This window comes from Nostoc sp. JL23 (assembly GCF_017115065.1).
Lineage (GTDB): Bacteria > Cyanobacteriota > Cyanobacteriia > Cyanobacteriales > Nostocaceae > Nostoc > Nostoc punctiforme_A.
Map to the genome: position 1 here is coordinate 61,068 of NZ_JABXKN010000042.1, position 20,320 is coordinate 81,387.

Annotated in this window: 14 protein-coding genes and 3 pseudogenes; 11 read left to right on the forward strand and 6 right to left on the reverse strand. The window is 40.9% G+C overall.

Translation table 11 applies throughout. The features are described from left to right. Positions 1-239: 239 nt before the first annotated feature. The gene (locus tag HWQ42_RS08890; protein ID WP_292811077.1) at positions 240-395 is read right to left on the reverse strand and encodes a hypothetical protein; all 156 of its coding nucleotides are present in this window, start codon (positions 393-395) and stop codon (positions 240-242) included. Positions 396-599: 204 nt separating this feature from the next. Then, positions 600-839 carry a hypothetical protein gene (locus HWQ42_RS08895; protein WP_292811079.1) on the reverse strand — a complete coding sequence of 80 codons (240 nt, stop codon included), beginning with the start codon at positions 837-839 and terminating at the stop codon, positions 600-602. A gap of 958 nt (positions 840-1,797) precedes the next feature. Between HWQ42_RS08895 and HWQ42_RS08900 the strand changes: the two genes are divergently transcribed. The 5 genes and pseudogenes from HWQ42_RS08900 (at position 1,798) to HWQ42_RS08920 (ending at position 7,945) form a co-directional block, all read left to right on the forward strand. Beyond that, positions 1,798-2,958, forward strand: a complete 1,161-nt coding sequence (locus tag HWQ42_RS08900) for an AAA-like domain-containing protein (protein WP_292811081.1) — start codon at positions 1,798-1,800, stop codon at positions 2,956-2,958. A 584-nt stretch (positions 2,959-3,542) separates the two neighbouring features. After that, the gene (locus tag HWQ42_RS08905; protein ID WP_292811083.1) at positions 3,543-4,958 is read left to right on the forward strand and encodes an AAA-like domain-containing protein; all 1,416 of its coding nucleotides are present in this window, start codon (positions 3,543-3,545) and stop codon (positions 4,956-4,958) included. A gap of 140 nt (positions 4,959-5,098) precedes the next feature. Beyond that, complete coding sequence (locus tag HWQ42_RS08910) at positions 5,099-5,776, forward strand: AAA-like domain-containing protein (RefSeq protein ID WP_292811086.1); 678 nt, start codon at positions 5,099-5,101, stop codon at positions 5,774-5,776. Further along, positions 5,740-6,672 (forward strand): annotated as a pseudogene (locus tag HWQ42_RS08915) (ATP-grasp domain-containing protein); the annotation flags it as partial. The gene HWQ42_RS08910 and the pseudogene HWQ42_RS08915, both read left to right, overlap by 37 nt. A 541-nt stretch (positions 6,673-7,213) precedes the next feature. Further along, positions 7,214-7,945 carry a beta-1,6-N-acetylglucosaminyltransferase gene (locus HWQ42_RS08920; RefSeq protein ID WP_292811108.1) on the forward strand — a complete coding sequence of 244 codons (732 nt, stop codon included), beginning with the start codon at positions 7,214-7,216 and terminating at the stop codon, positions 7,943-7,945. 122 nt (positions 7,946-8,067) lie between these two features. Here HWQ42_RS08920 and HWQ42_RS08925 read toward each other — a convergent pair whose 3' ends face one another. Together HWQ42_RS08925 and HWQ42_RS08930 are read right to left on the reverse strand one after the other, a co-directional pair. After that, the gene (locus HWQ42_RS08925) at positions 8,068-8,871 is read right to left on the reverse strand and encodes a phytanoyl-CoA dioxygenase family protein (protein WP_292811088.1); all 804 of its coding nucleotides are present in this window, start codon (positions 8,869-8,871) and stop codon (positions 8,068-8,070) included. A 291-nt stretch (positions 8,872-9,162) separates the two neighbouring features. Continuing rightward, positions 9,163-10,608, reverse strand: coding sequence for an MFS transporter (locus tag HWQ42_RS08930; protein ID WP_292811090.1), 1,446 nt, complete (start codon positions 10,606-10,608; stop codon positions 9,163-9,165). Positions 10,609-10,747: 139 nt separating this feature from the next. On the opposite strand from HWQ42_RS08930, the pseudogene HWQ42_RS08935 reads away from it, so the two are divergent. The 3 genes and pseudogenes from HWQ42_RS08935 to HWQ42_RS08940 all read left to right on the forward strand — a co-directional run. Then, positions 10,748-11,227 (forward strand): annotated as a pseudogene (locus HWQ42_RS08935) (transposase); the annotation flags it as partial. Between the two features lie 126 nt (positions 11,228-11,353). After that, positions 11,354-11,443, forward strand: a complete 90-nt coding sequence (locus HWQ42_RS35480; protein WP_367119044.1) for a hypothetical protein — start codon at positions 11,354-11,356, stop codon at positions 11,441-11,443. Positions 11,444-11,553: 110 nt separating this feature from the next. Continuing rightward, a complete protein-coding gene (locus HWQ42_RS08940; protein WP_292811092.1) occupies positions 11,554-11,790 on the forward strand; it encodes a hypothetical protein in 237 nt (78 codons plus the stop codon). A 79-nt stretch (positions 11,791-11,869) separates the two neighbouring features. Here HWQ42_RS08940 and HWQ42_RS08945 read toward each other — a convergent pair whose 3' ends face one another. Beyond that, a complete protein-coding gene (locus HWQ42_RS08945; RefSeq protein ID WP_292811095.1) occupies positions 11,870-13,699 on the reverse strand; it encodes a DUF4157 domain-containing protein in 1,830 nt (609 codons plus the stop codon). 704 nt (positions 13,700-14,403) lie between these two features. Between HWQ42_RS08945 and HWQ42_RS08950 the strand changes: the two genes are divergently transcribed. Beyond that, positions 14,404-14,937 carry a hypothetical protein gene (locus tag HWQ42_RS08950; protein ID WP_292811097.1) on the forward strand — a complete coding sequence of 178 codons (534 nt, stop codon included), beginning with the start codon at positions 14,404-14,406 and terminating at the stop codon, positions 14,935-14,937. A gap of 380 nt (positions 14,938-15,317) precedes the next feature. Here HWQ42_RS08950 and HWQ42_RS08955 read toward each other — a convergent pair. Continuing rightward, positions 15,318-15,477 (reverse strand): annotated as a pseudogene (locus HWQ42_RS08955) (IS1 family transposase); the annotation flags it as partial. 64 nt (positions 15,478-15,541) lie between these two features. Between HWQ42_RS08955 and HWQ42_RS08960 the strand changes: the two are divergent. Then, on the forward strand, positions 15,542-18,481 hold the full coding sequence (locus HWQ42_RS08960) for a type I polyketide synthase (protein ID WP_292811099.1): 2,940 nt from the start codon (positions 15,542-15,544) through the stop codon (positions 18,479-18,481). Then, on the forward strand, positions 18,426-20,297 hold the full coding sequence (locus tag HWQ42_RS08965) for an SDR family NAD(P)-dependent oxidoreductase (RefSeq protein WP_292811101.1): 1,872 nt from the start codon (positions 18,426-18,428) through the stop codon (positions 20,295-20,297). The genes HWQ42_RS08960 and HWQ42_RS08965 overlap by 56 nt, the downstream gene beginning before the upstream one ends. Positions 20,298-20,320 lie beyond the last annotated feature (23 nt).

Sequence of the window (20,320 nt, forward strand, 5' to 3'; positions counted from 1 at the left end):
CCCCGCAGTCAGACACATGCTGGATGCTAAAACTACAATCTTGTTATTAATTTGTAAGCAACATCATAATTTATTTTTAATCATCCAGTAGATATATTCAGATAGATAATCCCAGTTTTTTAAATAAGATGCAAGACCAGTTAAGACATTTAAGAAGATATTTAAGAAAACAGTTAAGAAAGTTAGGAAATTTAGGAAAGTTAAGAACATAGATATTTAAAGTATACGCCTTATGTGAATTAAGCCACAGGATGTTGTTCAAAAGTAAGGACATCAATGCCTAAACGCTTCATTTTTCGACTGGTACACCACCCATAATCAACACTGCCAGTAAAATCACTTTGGTCTTTGTCGCGTTTGTAGTCAACTACTGCTACTGGTTTTGTATCTAACAACAAGGTGCGCTCAAATATTACCCCTAAGTCTCAAACTCAAAAACGTCTTAGTTCTTCGAGCATTCCCTCCAAGCGTCTGGCTCAACAGTAGAATTGGCTTTGGCCTGATAATTTCAGGAATAGGCTTGCAGTTGTTTACTCTGACAAACCCTAAAAACTGCTGTTCTTCTGGATATGGGAAAAAATCTATTACTACTAACAGCGTCAACATTTCACTATCTGTAAATCTTGGTGAAGGTCTTGGTAATAACGGTATATACAGCACTTCCCGCTGCTGTGAGGTACATATTTAGTGCTGAAAGTTCTAAAAGGAGGAGTGTGGAAGGGGAGAGACTGTACTTCATAGCAGCAGGAATTGCTGTAACGATAGCCTTTTTGCTGATACCAATCATCTACTAGCACAAAAATTGTGGTCAACAGGGTTGAGCCGTCTACCATATTCATTGGGAGACCTTAAGCTTTGGTGTGCTTAGTTTGCCTGGTAATAGGGATGAGCCTGTGGTCGATAGATACCATTTTAAAAACACTTAATGGATTAAAAAGTGTAATAGTTGCTAAAGCAAAACGTCAAAAAGTAAATTTCAAGACCAGTTATAAATTTAAGTAAGTTCAAGCTTTTTATTATTAGGTAATAATCGCATTTTCTTGATTTATAATGGTTGGTCGTTATTTTAGGAATTTTTTAGTTCAAAACACAACTTACTTATTTTTTTATTAACTGGCTTAACTAATACTGCTCGCTTAAGCTCTTTGGGCATTATAGACAAGAATATATCAAGGGTTTGAGCCGAATGGCACTAAGAAAAGCTGAAATCTGGTCAGGGCAGGGTGTAGGGGGTAGGGTGTAGGGTGTAGTTTTAAGACAATTAAATTTTAGTTGCGTCAAGGAGTTCACCATCTTCTTAATTCCCCACACCCCACACCCTTTCATCCAGCTATATCATGGCTTTGCGCTTAACTTAGTACCATTCGGTTTGAACCTACTTTTTTTAACCGAGCAGTATTTCTGTCTTAACTATCTCAATAATTTACTTAAATGTCTTAACTTTCCTTGATTTTTATTTTTAGCTAAGAGAAGATAAGTCTGCAAATAATATAGTGATTAAGTTTGGCACTATCTCTTGAGCGATCGCTCTTTAGTTATCTAAAGTTTATAATTTTCCTCCAAAAATTTGCTTTTTTCATAGAATAATTAAGATTGAAATATAGCATAAAACTTAAGAATAAACTATTCCCTGAGAGTAATGAAATAGGGAAACCGCTATCAGATAATGTGAGGAAAGTTAAGACAGAGTAAAAACAATGGTAATCATAGTTAAATTATATTAAAATATTGTTTCGTTTAAATATAGCATCGATTACAAAAGTACAAGTATCCCTATTGATGGGAATTGACTGGACTATGAGATATCAGGTTGGTGGTAGCCTGAAGTATGATGACTCTACATATATTGTCCGTCAAGCAGACGAACAACTTTATACTGGATTAAAAACAGGAGATTTTTGTTACGTCTTCGACTCCCACCAAACAGGTAAATCATCTCTACTACACCGGACTATTCATCGCTTAGAAAAAGAAAATCATATATGTGTTTATCTGAGTTTAGCTCTATTAGGTACTAATCAAATTATACCTATACAATGGTATAAAGGCATTATTTTTAGCCTGTTTCACAAGTTAAATCTGACAAAACGGGTCAACTTTGAGAGTTGGTGGGAGCAACAATCAGAGCTTGAGCCAGTACAACGACTGTATCAATTTATTGAACAGGTGTTCCTGAAAGAAATTAAAAATAATCGCATTTTCATCTTTATCGATAATATTAGTAGTTTACTAAGTTTGAATTTCCCGGTCGACGATTTTTTTATCTGGATTCGTTACTGTTATGAGCAGCAAGCACACAACCCAAGTTTTCAATGCTTGGGTTTTGCTTTGTTTGGTGTAGCCAGCCCATCTAACTTAATTGCTGATCGACATCGAACTCCCTTTAACATTGGTCAAGCGATTAAGTTATGTGACTTTCAATTACATGAAGCTATGCCCCTGCTCAAAGGCTTAGAAGAAGTATTCAGCCAGCCACAAGTAATATTGCAGCATATTATTCATTGGACAAGAGGACAACCGTTTCTCACCCAAAAGCTTTGTCAGTTAGTTGTGCAAGTTGTCTTAGAAAGTTATAAGGAAACAATTACCATACCGAAGGGTGCTGAAGGATATTGGGTAGAACAATTGGTGCGATCGCGGATTATTCAACATTGGGAATTCCAAGATGAACCTGAACATCTCCGTACCATAAGAAATCGCTTACTTTTTGATGAACACAAAGCAGGAAAGCTATTAAATATTTACCAACGCGTGTTACAAGTAGAGGAACTAAGGAATAGGAATGCGATAGATAACTTGATACCAGCCGATAATAGTGAAGAACAGACAGAGCTGTTGCTATCTGGTTTGGTGGAAAATTATAACGGCTATCTGAGAGTTAAAAATTCGATTTATCGGAATGTTTTCACTCCTCAATGGGTATCAAGGCAGTTGGAAAATCTTCCCTTTTCTTGGTAGAAGCTAGTACTCAGAATACATTTGTTAGGCAAGCTCTGCATTGCTTGTTTGATAAACAAGTATAAAATGCTATTAAATAATACACCATTTACTCGTATATCTTTGGAGTTTACTTGCTTGTGCATAATTTCTGTCAATTTTTCAACTAAGTCGTGATTGTAGGTAGTTCCACAACTATTAATATTTAGTATTTAAAGTTCTACTAAAGCGATAATATTTTTGCAACACCCCAACAAAAAGTCATAAATTATACAAGTTAAAGATATTACATTATTTAATCACATTTGTACAAATTCAAGTAAATACAAGGGCTTCATTTTTCTAGACAGTTTTTGCAAGATAACCATCAAAACAGCGAGTGGAAAAGTAGGAAAAGTAGGAAAAGTAGGATAAATAGATCATTGATGCCAGTGTTTACTATCAAGCTAATATAATGTAACTTAGTTGATTAGAGTTCCAATGGATTGTAGGAAAAATTAAATAAGAGTGTATCAAAAATTGCTACGCTAAATTCCAGTTTCAGTAGGCAAATAGAAAAAATTATCGCTTGTGACACTCATTTATCATAAATATCTGGAACAGCAATGTATAAAAATAAACGTAAACGGGGAGTTGTACTAACTTCCACAGGAATTAAACGGTTACAATCAGCAATTCTTTCTGTGGAGATAGTAGAAAATAAAGGCGAACACTTGAGTTTAGAAGAAATAAGCTCGCGCATTAATGTTTCTAGTAGAACTTTGAGTAAATTATGGTCTTTAAGTGAAAGTGTAGATCAAAAGACTATAAAAATCTGCTTTAGCGCTTTTAATCTAGAATTACATAGCGAAGACTACACCATAGTCAACAAAGCAAATGAGACTGAAACATCTGAGTTATTGTCTATTATAAATATAGAAGAAGATTTCTCCCAACGTTCCGAATTAACCTCATTTGTCGAAGAACATCACACACAAACTGAACAGATAGAAAATCTTTGGTCATACCCGGATGGTCCCGTACCTTTAAATTCTCACTTTTATATTGAACGTCCTTCACTAGAGAGAAAAGTTTATCGAGAAATAACTACTAGTGGCTGCGTGGTTCGGATTAGGTCTCCCAAACAAATGGGTAAAAGTTCCCTTGTATTGCGGCTTTGTGACTTTGCACAGAAACTTGGGTATCAGACTGTAAATTTGAATTGCTATCAATTCGATAATGAGTGTTTAACTGATTTAAATAAACTGTTGCGTCGTCTTTGCTGGAAAATTGCAACAGGGTTAGGTATAGACCCAAACCTTAAGGAAAAGTGGAATGAAGAAATTGGCTACAACTTGAGTAGCGGCTTCTATTTAGAAAACTATTTGCTCGAACAATGTCAAACCCCAATGGTTTTAGTGTTGAATGAAGTTGACCGTTTTTTTGAATATCCTCACATTTGTCACGAGTTTTTTGCTTTGTTGAGGTCATGGTGTGAGGAAGCACGACACAATCCCAACTGGCAAAAGCTGAGGTTAGTAATGGTTTACTCAACCGAAGACTATATCTCTATGGATATTAACCTCTCTCCTTTTAATATTGGTCTACCTATTCGTCTAAACGATTTTACTCAACCACAAGTAGAAGATTTAGCTAGGCGGTATAGTTTAGACTCGTTTAAAGCTAAAGATTTTGCCAAGCTGATGTCACTAGTAGGAGGACATCCCGCACTAATTCAGATTAGTTTGTACTATCTTTGCTCTCAAGAAATGACCCTGCAAGAAATAGTAGAGGATGCGATGGCTAATGGCGGCATCTACCGCGATCATTTATGGCGACACTGGAGGAAACTGCAAGAAAATCCTAGATTAGCAAAGACCTATGCTGAAATTTTGGCAGCAAAGGAGGATATTTCTCTTAACCCTATTGAGGCTTATAAGCTTGAAAGTTTGGGATTAATTTGCTTTGAAGGCGATCGTGTTTTACCACGTTGCGAACTTTACCGTGCCTATTTTGCCAAGCAACTATGTACAATTGTTTGATAGAGGGACAGTAAGGCACTCAATATCAAGTACCGTTACATAAAACTATGCTGTAAAACTTGCAATACTTACTTTCAATAATTTGTCTACAAATTACTAGTCATTATGTTAATGTCTTTATTTGATAATCACACTTAGATATGAGATATCAAGTAGGGGGTAGTCTTCGCAGTGACGACCTCACATATGTTACCCGTCAGGCAGATGAACAACTCTACGCCAGCTTGAAAGCTGGCAATTTCTGTTATGTCTTCAACTCTCGTCAGATGGGCAAGTCATCGTTACTACAACGCACAAGTTATCGTCTTAAGGAAGAAGGGCATAGCTGTGTTTACTTAGATATGACTCGCTTGGGTATTGAAAATACTACACCAGATCAATGGTACAAAGGCATTATTATTAGCTTATTATATAGCTTAAAATTAAGGTCACAAATTGACTTTCAGCCTTGGTGGGAAATGCAAGCAGGTATTTCCTCAGTGCAAAAACTACAGATATTTGTTGAAGATATTTTACTACCAAATCTCCAAAATGATTCTCTACGAAACGGTAAAGCCAAACGTATTTTCATATTTATTGATGAGATTGATAGCCTGCTGAGTTTAAGTTTCCCAATTAACGACTTTTTTGCTTGGATTCGTCAGTGCTATAATCTCCGACCACATAACTCAAACTTTGAACGCTTGGGATTTGCACTATTTGGTGTAGCTAGTCCCTCTGACTTGATTACTGATAAACGCCGCACGCCCTTTAACCTTGGTAAAGCAATTGAGTTACAGGGGAATACTGCGAAGTTTTCCACTTTGATCCAGATATAACCAAAATGTTGGATGATAAATTTGCCTTCACCGATCAGGCGCGATCGCTTGGCTTATCTGTCCCCAAGTCATTTAAAATCACAGATCCTCAACAAGTTATTAACTTTGACTTTAGTCAAGAAACCCGCAAATATATACTTAAAAGTATTGATTACGACTGCGTTCGGCGCTTAAATTTAACTAAACTTCCCTGCGAGACTCCAGAACAGACAGCAGCTGTTGTCAACAGTTTACCCATCAGTCCAGAAAAACCTTGGATTATGCAAGAGTTTATTCCTGGCAAAGAATTATGCACTCATAGTACAGTGCGGGATGGAGAATTAAGATTGCATTGCTGTTCAAACTCTTCTGCCTTTCAGATTAATTATGAAAATGTCGAAAATCCCCAAATCCGTGAATGGGTGCAACACTTCGTCAAGAGTTTGGAACTGACTGGACAAGTGTCTTTCGATTTTATTCAAGCTGAAGACGGTACAGCTTAAGCTATTGAATGCAATCCCCGCACTCATTCAGCAATCACAATGTTCTACAATCACCCTGGTGTTGCAAACGCCTATTTTGGTAAAATTTCCCTAGATGCACCTCTGGAACCCCTAGCAAGTAGCAAGCCCACTTACTTCACATATCATGAAATCTGGCGACTAACTGGTATCTGTTCTTGGAAGCAATTGCAAACACGGTTGAATATCCTATTGACATACTCCCCGCCCTATAAGTGCGGGGATTCTAGCTTCAAACAGCAATTGCAGGCGTAGCCCGTCTGACATCGCCTAAGCCAATGGGTAAGGGGAACTGATGCTATTTATCAGCTTGATGACCCTATGCCATTTTTAACTTTGCATCACTGGCAGATTCCCTTACTTTTGCTGAAGAATCTCCAATAACTCAAAGGATAGGTGAAAATAGATTTCAATATTGGTAAATTGGTAGAATTAGGCGGGGATTAAAATAATTCGTAATGATGCTTGTAGCAAGAGACGCGATGAATCGCCGTCTCTACAATTTAGAATTTTCATCAAAAAACTTTAACCGAATCGTATTGCGACGGAGCTGGTTTTTCAAATTATCTCTACTTGGTCTTTCATGTCAATGCGTAAGTTTTAGTAAAGATTCTTAGATATAAAGCTGCTGTAGCCTCTACTAATCACAGAGGTAAATCATAACTCGCTTAACACTGTATAAATCTTAACGGTAGATAGAAAGATAAATCATGCCAGCACTTCGTATTCTTCAATTAGTTGGGTCTGCAGGAGTCCTATATATGTCTAATTATCCTAGTAATTCAATAGGTTTTATTTTACTAACTCATACAAAACCTCTACAAATTTACAGATTGATAAATACGTTAAACAGGATGTTCAACTATCCTTTAATTGTGTGTCATCATGATTTCTCAAAATGTGATTTATCTGTAGATACTCTGACAAAAAACGTCTTATTAGTACATCCTTACTTACAGAATGGGCGAACTTTACTTTAGTAGAAGCTACAGTACAGGCACTACAAGTGATGTGTGAGGTTCCAGATGCACCGGATTGGGTTGTATTACTAAGTGGAGCAGACTATCCCATTAAAACTGCAAAGCAAATATTGGACGATTTAGCCTCAAACCCTTATGATGCTTATATTCAGTATGAGCAAATCACATATAAAATTTATAAAGACGATTTAACACCAAATATGTTATGGCTGAAAAATTCCTATCAACGATATTGTACAAAGTCATTTTCTTTTAATTTATCAAAAAAATACTTTGCTCAACTAAATCTAGAAATACGCTTAGAACACCCACTATTAACAAAAGCTTTCCTTCCTTTTTCTAATAAACTAGCTTGCTTCAGTGGAAGTCAATGGTTTTGCACCAATCGCAAAGCTGCCGAATACATTATTAATTTCCACAGTCAGAAAAATGCTTTAACTTTGTACTACAGTAATCTTAAGTATACAGACGAGTCATATTTTCAAACTATACTTGCTAATGCACCTCACCTTCAACTAAAAAATGACCGTCGCCGATATATTGATTGGTCAAATGGAGGACCTCATCCAAAAGTGTTAGTAATGGAAGATTTGCCTAATCTAATTGCATCATCTGCTCATTTTGCTCGGAAATTTGACATTGATACAGATAGCAATATTCTCGATGAACTTGATAGGATTACATCCTAATATTCACTTAAAATTATGAGCAACTCAGCTAAATAAATCCCAACTATGGTTGCTACTAAGTTGAGGAAAATTTTCATAAGCGTATCCTAAACAGATAGCAGCAACCACCTGTAAATTTAGGACTAACGATGCACTTCAACTCTAGGAAACATATCGCAGTCTATTGGCTCACCAGGTTTTTTGGCTTTGAATGAATTAAATTCTGGGAGATCAATTTCTTCAAGAGGTCTGAAAGGCCATGCTTTCGGGCGGTGATAGTAAGTAACATCATCACCAGTCCAATTCGTTACAACTGCACGGCGTTGGGTGGAAGATATGTTAGTTACTGAATGATGAATTGTGAGAAAATGATGAACCAAGCAATCTCCAGGCTCCATATCCCAAGACAAAATTTCGTGAGGCTCTGGCTCTACAAACCAGGAAGGGTTTGCTCCTTCACGTAACTCTTTGCCCCATTGATGAGAAGCTTTTATATACTCTAATCGACCATTTTCTTGGTTCGCGCTATCTAAAGCCAGCCAAATTTTACAACACTGCCAACCTTGTATAGGCCAGTAAGGTAGGTCATTGTGCCATCCAACACGGCTGTTTACTTTCGGCTTTTTAACAAAAAAACCGTCGCTCAAAAAGTTTAGTTTTTCTGATTTTAATACTTGAGCAGCAAGCTTTGCTAGCGGAGATTCAAAAGCCAAAGCACGGAAATCAGCATCAGTGAGCCATAAGCTACTGGTATGCTCCACACGTCCTGCTGGTCTGGGGATGCCTTTAGCTTCCAGAGGGCCAGGAATTAATACATTTCTGTCAACAGCTGTTCGTATCCGTTCTACCCAGATATCATCCAAAACATTTTTGACGCAGATAACGCCGTCTTGCTCAAAAGCTTCAATTTGCTGAAGACTGATTTTTGATGTGTCTACCTTAAGCATCCTAATTTTTTTAGATTTTGAAATTTAACTTATTTGAATTAGATAAGCTAATTGGCATTCAGATTGCATCTTGAAACAGGAATTATAACCAGACTGCAAATTAAATGCATATTAGCTTATGTAACAACAGATTTAAACAACATGATTCACTAACATGAACTTTTTCACTATGTTACAAAGCTTTTCTAGTATAGAGTAGAGATATAAGTTATAAATTCTTTCTGTAGTTAGATAAATATCGAGATTGAGTGTAACATTGTTTATTTACATCCGTAACCAATAAATTTTAGCCTAACTACCCAAATCTTTTTTTACAATGAGTGGAACAAGTGATGCTAGTCGTAATATACCAGATATAATGAACACTTCCGCTATGCCAAAAGACCCAGCAAATTGAGCGATTAAGCCACCTATAGTTGCTCCTAAAGCACCACTTGCTCCCGCAACAGCTGCTGCTGTTGCAAAATAGATAGACTGATTTTTTACCGTTGCAATCTCTATCTGAAGATTGTTGCTGCACAAGTCAATTGCTCCCCAATTACCCCCAATAAATATGTGTAATAGCGGCAACCACAGCCAGAGATCGAGAGGACTAGAACCAATCCTCAGCCACAACCAGGGTATAATTGCAATTAGAATTCCACTATAAATTAAAATCGGACGATTGCCTATTTTATCTGATAATCTACCCCACAGAATGAGCATCAGCATGTGTGCCCCTGCACGCAGGCTGTTATAGAAAGTTACCCAACTCACATCCAGGTTTAGCGTATCTAACAAGTAGAGATTAAAAAACGGGGCACTCAGGTTAACAGCAAGCGTCCATGAGCCGAAATAAAGCAGAAACACCAAAAAATTAGAGTTTTTCCAAATACTGGTATCTATCTTCTTTTGGGGAGTTGGTATTTGCGGCAGACAGATGGCTTCAGATATCTCACCAGGTTTATTTGGTGTCGAGTCTGACTTAATCTCACTTGTTTGAAATGAGTTAGCATAATAAGTATTTTGTAATTGGGGATTTATATCTACCTGGAAATACTGACACCCCAAACTCACAATTCCAAAGATAATGCCTAAGAGCAAAATCACCCCATAACCTTGGATAGTTCCCCCATACCAATGTGATACAACTAGACCAGCTATTGGCAAACTGACCAATTCGGTTAAATTAGCAATACTATTTCGTAACCCGAAATATCTTCCTCGCAATCGTCGTGGCACTAACATTGCTATCCAACTAAACCACGATGCAGTTCCTAGTCCTCCTAAAAGATGGCTGCATACGAGAATAAAAAGTGACAATATCACTAATTGGTTGGAATTAAGCCCTCCCCAACTAAAGCTAACAATGCCAATTACTAAAATCAACCACAGTAGCCGAGCAATCCCATGAGTGCGAAGGGAGTACTGAAAGCGGCTAGTGCTGCGTTCAGACAAATAAGCACCCATCGGCTGAAAGAGATTCACCAACATGGGGATAGAACTCACCATGCCAAATACCATCGGAGTGGCATCTAATTCCACCAAAAAATTACCTAGTAAAATTCCGCCGGTGCCAATAGAGAAAACTGCTGCGAAAATACCATCGACAGTGGAAGCTCTCAAACTGCTGCGAATAGCATCTTTAGAAATAGGAGGGTTGAGTGTTGAGGCTGGAGAGAGGGTTGTTAATGGTGAGGCAATCTGAGCAATTTCTATAGGAAGAGGCGCACCTGTTTCAACCTGATAAGAATCCATAAATCTAGTATTTAATAAAATGATAGCAAAGCATCTTAAATTACAATACCTTCGCCAAAACAAGAGTATGAAGAGAGAGGGCGCTCTGTAGTAGAGTTGTTGTCTTCCCAAACGACAACTCAAAAACTACAATTCGCCCATGTTCGACATCCTATCACTCTTACAATGCCTGCTACCGCAGATAAACGCTACAACAATGCGGCAGTTGAACCAAATAATCTTGGCTATGTTAGTAATGAACGGTCGAGTCACGATGCCCTTGAATATCACGTTGGGCAGGGATTGGTGGCAGTTATCGGACAATATTGAGGTTTTTTCATACAGTAATACCTTGGGCGACGTTATTTTGGCTATTTTTCCGCAAGCATTTGTTTAGTGCAAATGAGGTATATTTACTTGCAGGAGATGAAGTTGTAGTCAGTAAATCAGGTAAACAGACTTATGGATTAGATAGGTTCTTTTCCAGCCTAGTAAGTAAACCAATATCAGGACTATCAATATTACTTTATCCCTAGTAAGTATCGAACAAAGACACTCATTTCCGATTCAGATTGAACAGGTGATAAAGAGTGATATAGAAAAAAGTAGCCCATTACCACCCCCAGAGATAAAACGTGAAATATTAAAAATGCTTCCTGAAACCCCTGAGCCTATTTTATTAACCCAGATTTTTGCCAAGCTTACGTCTTTAGGTCGTATTCATCCCGTTTCTACGGGCGTTGAACCCTCGTAAATTGGCAGAGGTATTGTTAGAAAAGTTGCTTTTAGTCCCGATGGCAAAATGTTTGCAACCGCAGCAGACGGTGGAATAGTTAAATTATGGCAACTTGAATGATTCAATGAACGGCTGAAGTAGGCTTGTGACCAAAAGCGATCGCTCATCAAACACCAGAGCTTCTAGAACAGGGAAATTCAGCTTCTCTAAGAGACGCTACGCGAACCTTGTTGGCTGGAAACTCGGTTTCGGGTATAGAAGTCAAAGCAGATCATGAGGGTGACAGTTCCGCCGCACTTGTACCAAATCCTGAAAAATGGTCGCATGAGGCGATAGTTGCGTGGTCAAATCTGCGACCTGTAAGAAGGAAAAAACTGAATCGAGCGGCGAATTCGGGCGAAAATCCGGGTTTTGACTTTTTGCAGGAGTGTTGGCGTGATGATCCGGCGAAAGCAAATTGTGATTAAAAAATTCGCTTTAGAGCCAATTGTCAAGCTAAATCAAACGCTTTAGTTATGCTTCTGCGACTGATCACAGATATAGGTGTTAGCTTGCACGGTCAATCAGCTTCACCTGGGGATTTAATTGTTTAATGAGGTCCTTGCTTTTATGGAGATTTACGCTGAATATAGACTGGTCTAATCCCATTATGTCGTTCTGCTCACTCTTTCCGGTCAGCTTATTGTCTCTTGGGGCTCCGCCTTCACCCCCTCGGCTAATCTGGGTATAGTTTATCAGGTTCTGTGCCTTATTGGAGAACTCGAATTCAACCAATACATCGTCTTTTGCGTCACGCTTGGACATTGCAAAATAGTGCATGGCTTGCCCCAGTGATCCACCATGGCCATAGAGAATATTGCCAAGGTCATTGCTCTGAGTATAGTTGTTCCAGTTAGCCGCGCTCATAGTGCGGTAAATACGCAGAGTCTTGGTCTTACCAGTCCTCCCCACAGTTGGCTCATCGTTAGCTTCTGAGAATTGCCCGTCCTGATGATCTACCCCGATGACATTTTCCATGCCCAGCAACCTTAACTTTACGTCCTGCACAACCTGCCTGGCTAAATCTTGGTTATTGTCGAACGCTTTGATTCCATTGTATTTCCGCAGCATTGCCCTCATATCATTCCTCAACCCGTTAACACTTTCTCCGTCCTGGTCAAGGTAATTGTTCTTTGCGATTCTGGTTGCACTCTTTGAATTTCGCTGAAAAATTTCGTCCATCTTACCCCATTGATTGATATAGGGTCTCGCGAGGTTATAGATGTCGCCGAGCAGTTGCTCGTTATAAGGTTTGTATCTTGTATCGCCAATCAAAATCTCCCTCTGGATAACTGGGGCAAAATAGCTGGCAGCAGAGGGTGCGAGTTTAAGATTTTGCGCGGCAGTGGGCTTGCTTCGAGCCTCATGTAATAACTTCGGTTGTGCAACCTCTTTCTGCTGTATAGCCTCTTCGATGGGTCTATTCGCATCTTTGTCTAATAACGGTTGTATCCCGTTCCCTCCACCTTGCTGCACAACGTGTGTAAGCTCATGTGCCAACAACTCCTGCCCTCCACGGCTTCCCGGCTGATACGCCCCCTGCCGAAAGAACACATCTTGCCCCGTAGTAAATGCCTTCGCCTGTATCGACTGGTTCAACTGATCCGCCTGAGAATCCGTATGGACACGCACGCCGCTAAAGTCAGCCCCAAACGCCTGCTCCATCGGTTCTCTGATACTATAGGCTAATGACTGTCCACCACCTCTTGCACTTTGTATCCCGGCTTCCACGTCAGATGATGCAGCCATGCCACCATCAGCCACACTCTGCACCATCGGCTTCATCTGTAATTCTTCATCTTCAGGCAATTCCTGATGCTGAATATTTTCTACTGGCTTAGTTTGCAATTCCTCTTCTTCAGTTACAGTTTCTCGCTGAACTTGCTGGTTTGATTGCTGATGAATCCGTTGGACTACTTGGCGTGCGGTTTCGTCTGCTTCTTGCTCATACTTGTCCCCTGGCTGGCCAATTGTCAGCTTTGCTTGTATTGGTGTATCTTGCTTTCTCAGTGGAATATTAGCAATATTATGACCAAATCGGGTTGCATGTTCAAGTCGAGAATTCAATAATCCCTTCATCTTGGCTTGTAATACAGTTAGGCGCTCCTGTCCTTCGGACGTAATCGAGCCAGACTCCGCTTGTATGGAAAGTCCAGTTGCTTCCATCTGTTGTTCTGCAAAGCCTTCATTCTCTATATCAGTCGGTGTTTTAGCTGCAACTGATGCTTTTTGGATTTCGCTACCAAATGGTCTATGCGCTAATTGTGGAGATGAATTTAGCGCTAAGGAATTGGAATAGATAGATGAGTCAGTCTTTGAAGATTTTGTTTTGTGCATTGTTTTTACAAGTCCAATGATTTACGTCAACCTGACATCAATCAGAGATATCAGGAAAATCTTGAATATCGTGTTGTGAAAATCTAGGTACTTATGGTTACAAAATGCCAAAAACCAACTATTGGATCATAACAGTCACGAAATTCTGTTCTAACAGGATTTTATAACTGTTTTTACATTCTTAGGACTTACGCATTGACAGAAAAGCCTAAATGACAGATATGCCTTTCAAGGCTTTTAGCTAGATTTTTCAATTATCTTTTTGCGATCGCAATTAACAAAGGATGCTTTGTAAAAGCCTGAAACAACCTATTTACGTTAATATACAAGATGATTCATTTGTACAGTGCGTAAATCCTAATTCTTTAAAAACAGACAATTTAGCTATTTGATTTTTGTCCAACAACCAGATGTCGAGATTTCCTCCAGCTTTTATGCAATATTTCTATTTTCGTAACAGTCCTTAACGACTTTGATCTGAATATGCATAAGACAAGAACTTTCAAGAACTTTATAAAAAAGAAGATATTGTATAGTATTTTAAAAGATATTCGCTTCATATTAAGAGATTTTTATCTATCTGGTGGTAGAGATTACTATTGAGTAACGTGAAATTATATTAATAATAGAGCTTGTAACTATACAAATGAACAATTTTATGTATTAAGGCAAATAGCTCGTTTCAACTTTTTACAAATCATGCTTTGTTTGCGATCGCGTCCCAAGAAAAACCCTTCCCCACTGCCGCCGATTTTGCTAAAGCAGTTCAGAAGGTTGTTCCAAAAAATACGTCGCCTACTAGAACCACTAACACAAAACAAGAAAAAGTCAAAACGCAATTGTGTAATTCTGTCACTGTTTCTCCCCTTTCGCATCCTCGTTATGGAGATTCGGGAGTAATTGAGGCAGATGCACCAAATAACTATCAGCAGATTGTTACTTTCAGCGATGGTGAGAGGCTGCTGGTAAACAATGCTGATTTGGCTGATTTAAATGACGCAATTGTGTCCGAATCGAGTGGGCGGACTTACCCAAAACAATATTCTGAGGCGATGTCTACGACGGGCTACGCCTACGCAGCACTCGAAGAACGCCATAAACAGGAACTAGAGCGACCGGGTTTTGACTTTTTGCAGGAGTGTTGGAATGATGATCCGGCGAAAGCAGATTGTGATCAAGAAATTGCTGGCGAAGTTTCCGCAGTGGAGAATTGCTTGTGTGGATGGGGTGTTGGTTGATTGGGAGGAGTGGCAACAAGTGAATAATTGTATACTTAGCTATAGTATTGCTTATTCGGTAAAATAGGAAAAGTGGGTTTAGTAGGATCTTTTGTACTAACCCTTGATTATCTTGTTGATAAGCTGTAAATTGATGCTTATTAGATAATGAATATCAAATTATATAAGTCATATCCAATTTGCTTTTTCCTAATTCGCAATTGCAGATGTGAAACTGTGAATTAACTTAATTGAGAAGATATATTGTGGGCTGCTCAACAAAATAATTAAGTAGTTTTTTTAACTGTCTAAATTTATTTTCTTAACTGTCATTGCATATTTTTAAAACAAATCACAGCATTAATTTAGTGGAAACAGCAACAATGATATCTATTAATAAAGTACATTGTCAAACATTGTTTCTTAATTTTATCTGAATAACTTCGTTTTGAATGTGATTTTGTAAATTGGCGTTCGCATAACACGCAAATATAAATTTGTTTATCACGTCGATGCCCGTTCTTACGAATATGGGTGAGATGCACAATGAGGACAGTTCATCACTTAATTATGCAACGCCAGAATGAAATTATTCTTTTAAGAATAAATCTATTATGACTCAGATATGACTCAGAATGTGCCATATCTTAAGCCGCAAACTTCAAAAGAAACTACCGACTTTGAAAGTGCAGACAGTGGTAAGATAGCAGAATCTATAGCCATTATCGGTATAGGCTGCCGTTTTCCAGGCAGTGCTAATAGCCCAGAAGCTTTCTGGAAACTGCTGGTTTCGGGCATAGATGCTATTACCGAAGTGCCAGAGTCACGCTGGAATGTAAATAAATTTTACGACCCAGATATAACAAAACCAGGCAAAATGCGAACCCGCTGGGGCGGCTTTGTAGATAAAATAGACTTTTTTGATGCTCAATTTTTCGGGATTTCTCCCCGAGAAGCCTCACGCATAGACCCACAGCAACGAGTGATGCTAGAGGTAGCCTGGGAAGCGCTAGAAGATGGGGGGCAGATGAGCGAACGCCTTGCTGACTCCAAGACAGGGGTGTTTATTGGAATATCAGGTAGCGATTACCAAAACATCCAAGGGAGCGATCGCGACTCCATTAACGCTTACACAAATTTGGGCGGTGTTAACTGTGTCACAGCTAACCGCATTTCCTACGTATTTGACCTCAAAGGGCCAAGTATGACTGTTGACACAGCCTGCTCTTCATCGCTGGTTGCAGTTCATCTTGCGTGTCAAAGTATCTGGTATGGAGAGTCTGTGCTGGCAATAGCAGGAGGCGTGAATGCGATACTCAGACCAGAAGCAACCATAGGATTTTCTAAGGCATCAATGCTCTCTCCCGATGGGCGTTGCTTTACCTTTGATGCACGAGCCAATGGTTATGTCCGCGCTGAAGGAGCCGGTATTGTTGTCTTGAAGCCTTTATCTCAAGCCATAGCAGATAGAGACCCGATTTATGCTGTCAGTATCAGCAGCGCAGTCAACCAAGATGGTCAAACCAATGGGATCACGGTTCCTAACGGACAGTCTCAAGAAGCAGCACTCCAGGAAGCCTGCCAGAATGCAGGGATATTACCACAGCAGATACAGTATATTGAGGCTCACGGCACTGGTACACCTGTAGGCGATCCGATAGAAGCGATCGCTCTGGGAAACGTACTGGGTAAAAATCGGACTCTGGGAGAGTACTGCACAGTTGGTTCAGTTAAAACCAATATTGGACATTTGGAAACAGCATCAGGAATTGCTGGACTCATCAAAGTCGCACTGGCTCTCAAGCACCGCCAGATTCCGCCAAATCTCCATTTTCAGACACCGAATCCCAAAATTCCTTTTGAGGAATTGGGGTTGCGGGTGCCTACTACCCTTGAGCCTTGGCCAAACTCAAAAGAAGCGCGACTAGCTGGTGTAAATTCCTTCGGATTTGGGGGAACGAATGCCCATGTGCTTTTGTCAGGATTAGCAACGGATGTAACGGATATAGGCGATTCAGAGCGCGGTTCTCTTCCCGTGCTATTGCCCCTATCGGCAAAGAGTCCGAACGCACTTGTGGCTGTTGCGCGAGCAACCCATAAGTTTTTAACTACTCTTTCTGAGGGCGCTGATGTTTCATTGACAGACATCTGCCACACTGCCAGCAATCGCCGAGGTCATCACGACCATAGGTTGGCGCTAGTGGCTCATACCAAAGAAAATCTGGTAGAAAATCTGGAAGCATTTCTGGCGGGAGAAAACCGTCCAAGTCTGTCTTCTGGTCACCTAGTTCCAGACTTTCAACCCAAGCTAGCTTTCGTTTTTTCTGGCATGGGACCGCAATGGTGGGCGATGGGGCGTCAGTTGTTGGAGTCAGAACCCATATTCCGAGAAGTCATCGAACAGTGTGACGAGTTGCTGCGGCAATATGCTGATTGGTCATTGTTGTCAGAACTGAGAGCATCAGAAGAGACGAGCCGTATCAACTCTACCCAAATCGCTCAGTGTGCCATCTTTGCCGTGCAAATCGCTCTAGCTGCCTTGTGGCGTTCCTGGGGGATTACGCCCCAAGCGATCATAGGTCACAGTGTTGGTGAAGTTGCAGCCGCCCACGTTGCCGGAGCTTTGAGCTTGTCAGATGCTCTACAGGTCATCTTCCATCGCAGCCGCGTTCAAGCCTCGGCAGCGGGCTTTGGGAAAATGCTAGCCGTCGGGCTGTCTCAAGAGGAAGCCGAGCGCGTATTAGCAGGATTAAAATACGAAAGTTGCGTTTCTATTGCAGCCGTTAACAGTCTCAGTGCCGTCACCCTGGCTGGGGATAGCGCCGCCTTGTCAGAAATTGCCAAATCTTTGGAACAAAAACAAATTTTCTGTCGCTTCCTGCAAGTTGAGGTGCCTTATCACAGCCCCTTTATGGAGCCATTAAAGGCAGAACTGGCACAATCATTGCAAGAAATCAAGCCTCAAACAGCCACAATTCCCTTGTTCTCTACCGTTACGAGCAAGCAAGTAGAAGGTTCAGAGTTGGATGGTACTTACTGGGGGCTAAACATAAGGGAGCCGGTTCTTTTTGCAGCGGCGATCTCTTCCCTTATTCAAGCTGGTTATAACACCTTCCTCGAAATCAGCGCTCATCCAGTTCTCGCTAATTCAATCTCCGAATGTCTCGCTTTCGCTAAGATATCTGGAACAGTGCTTCAAACCCTGCGGCGCTTTGAACCGGAACGCGCTACGATGCTCTCGTCATTTGGCAAGCTCTACACCTTGGGATACCCAATTGATTGGCATCATCTCTATCCACAGCAAGGGCGTTTCGTGCGTTTGTCTTCTTATCCCTGGCAGCGAGAGCGTTGTTGGCAAGAGTCTGAAGAATCTATGGCAGTGCGAATTGGAACAATCCCCCAGCGCTCAATGTTGGGGCAACAAGTCCACCCCCTTTTAGGAAGCCGTCTGAAATCAAGTCAACCGATGTGGGATGCAGAGATTGACAAGCATCGCCTCAGTTATCTTGATGACCATCGCGTCCAAGGATCTGATAGAACCTGGAACTGTTTTCTGGCGCCTTGATGCAGATAGCTTCCAAATTCGCCCGGAACATGCAGAAGATATGCAGCAACTCCTAAAAGCTGTTGATGCAAATCAGCCCGCCTGTCGTGGCGTAGTTTATCTGTGGAGTCTAGACACACCTCCAAGTGAGAAAATGACAGCAGCTACCCTAGAATCAACTTTAACAAACAGCTGTTTGGGCGTGCTGCATTTGCTTGGGGCGTTGGCTAAAGTCAATTGGCCGGATTCTCTGCGTCTATTTTTGGTGACGAACTCTACCCAGACAGTAGGAGGTGTAAAATCTCTCTCGGTTGCCCAATCTCCTTTGTGGGGTTTGGGCCGAGTCATTAACAATGAACATCCCAATCTTCGCTGCACTCGCGTGGATTTGAGTCCTGCCATTGCCCCAGAGGAGATTCAGTCTCTCATAGAAGAGTTGCTGGCAGACGATAAAGAAGATGAAATCGCCTTGCGGGGTAAGCAGCGCTATGTAAATCGGTTAATACGGTTATCGCCAGCAGATTTGATTCAAAAATCAAAATCTCTGGCACAAAATCGAGAACCCTTCCGTTTGGAAATCTCTGCACCAGGAGTGTTAGATAACTTGCAACTGCGGGCGATGGCGCTCTCAAAACCGGGGACGGGAGAGGTGGAAATTCAGGTTTGCGCCACAGGTTTGAACTTCAAGGATGTTGCTAAGACAATAAATTTGTTAAATGATGCTAGTTTGGAGGGGACTTTCTCCGGGCGAACGCTTGGTATAGAATGTGCCGGAATCATTACCGCCATAGGCTCTGGCGTTGAAGGGTTTAAGATCGGTGATGAAGTTATTGCTTGTGCGTCTCACAGCTTTAGTACGCATACAACGACAGATGCCCGCGCTGTAGTGCATAAGCCGGCGCATCTTAGTTTTGAAGAAGCCGCCACAATCCCTGTGATTTTTCTGACTGCTTACTACGCCTTGCACTATTTGGGAAGGCTGCGTCAGGGTGAGCGGGTTCTCATCCATGCAGCAGCAGGTGGTGTGGGTCTTGCTGCCATCCAAATTGCCCAGACAGTGGGTGCAGAGATTTTTGCGACGGCAGGTAGTCCAGAAAAACGGGAGTTTTTGCGATCGCTTGGCGTAGAACATGTAATGGATTCTCGCTCCACCGCATTTGCCTCGGAGGTGATGGAAATCACTGGCGGTAAAGGTGTAGATATTGTCCTCAACTCTTTGGCAGGTGAGGCTATCCCTAAGAGCCTCTCTGTGCTGGGAGCTTATGGACGTTTTATAGAAATCGGGAAGCGCGATATCGAGCAGAACAATAAGCTGGGTCTGCGACCTTTTCAAAATAATTTGTCCTTCTTTGCGGTAGATTTGGACAAGCTGTTAAGCGATCGCCCTGATTTTGCTGGCTCTTTATTCCGTGAAGTCATGGAATATTTTGAGGCAAAAACCTTTCACCCCCTTCCCCACAGAGTCTTCCCAATATCGAGGGTAGTAAGCGCCTTCCGCTACATGGCGCAAGCCAAGCACATCGGCAAGATTGTCATATCGTTGCAAGAGCCAGATGTAAAGGTAGCTTCCTTATCTCAAGCAACAGTCACTTTTCACGCTGACGCAACTTACTTAATTACTGGTGGACTAGGTGGGTTTGGTTTAGCAGTGGCTCAGTGGTTGGTGAAAGGGGGGGCGCGGCACTTAGTGCTGATGGGTCGTAGTGGTGCTGACTCGTCAGCAGCAAAGGAAGCGGTAAAAACATTGGAGTCAGCAGATGTTCGTGTGATAGTCGCTAAAGCAGACGTGTCACACGAAAAGGAAGTGTGCGATTCGTTGCTTAGTGAATCACGGTAATCAGCCCGTACATAACTAAGCCA

Coding starts and splice junctions, on each gene's coding strand:
- HWQ42_RS08895 (WP_292811079.1), bottom strand. CDS start 839: ATGAATATGGTAGACGGCTCAACCCTGTTGACCACAATTTTTGTGCTA.
- HWQ42_RS08900 (WP_292811081.1), top strand. CDS start 1,798: ATGAGATATCAGGTTGGTGGTAGCCTGAAGTATGATGACTCTACATAT.
- HWQ42_RS08905 (WP_292811083.1), top strand. CDS start 3,543: ATGTATAAAAATAAACGTAAACGGGGAGTTGTACTAACTTCCACAGGA.
- HWQ42_RS08910 (WP_292811086.1), top strand. CDS start 5,099: ATGAGATATCAAGTAGGGGGTAGTCTTCGCAGTGACGACCTCACATAT.
- HWQ42_RS08925 (WP_292811088.1), bottom strand. CDS start 8,871: ATGCTTAAGGTAGACACATCAAAAATCAGTCTTCAGCAAATTGAAGCT.
- HWQ42_RS08930 (WP_292811090.1), bottom strand. CDS start 10,608: ATGGATTCTTATCAGGTTGAAACAGGTGCGCCTCTTCCTATAGAAATT.
- HWQ42_RS08945 (WP_292811095.1), bottom strand. CDS start 13,699: ATGCACAAAACAAAATCTTCAAAGACTGACTCATCTATCTATTCCAAT.
- HWQ42_RS08960 (WP_292811099.1), top strand. CDS start 15,542: ATGACTCAGAATGTGCCATATCTTAAGCCGCAAACTTCAAAAGAAACT.
- HWQ42_RS08965 (WP_292811101.1), top strand. CDS start 18,426: ATGACCATCGCGTCCAAGGATCTGATAGAACCTGGAACTGTTTTCTGG.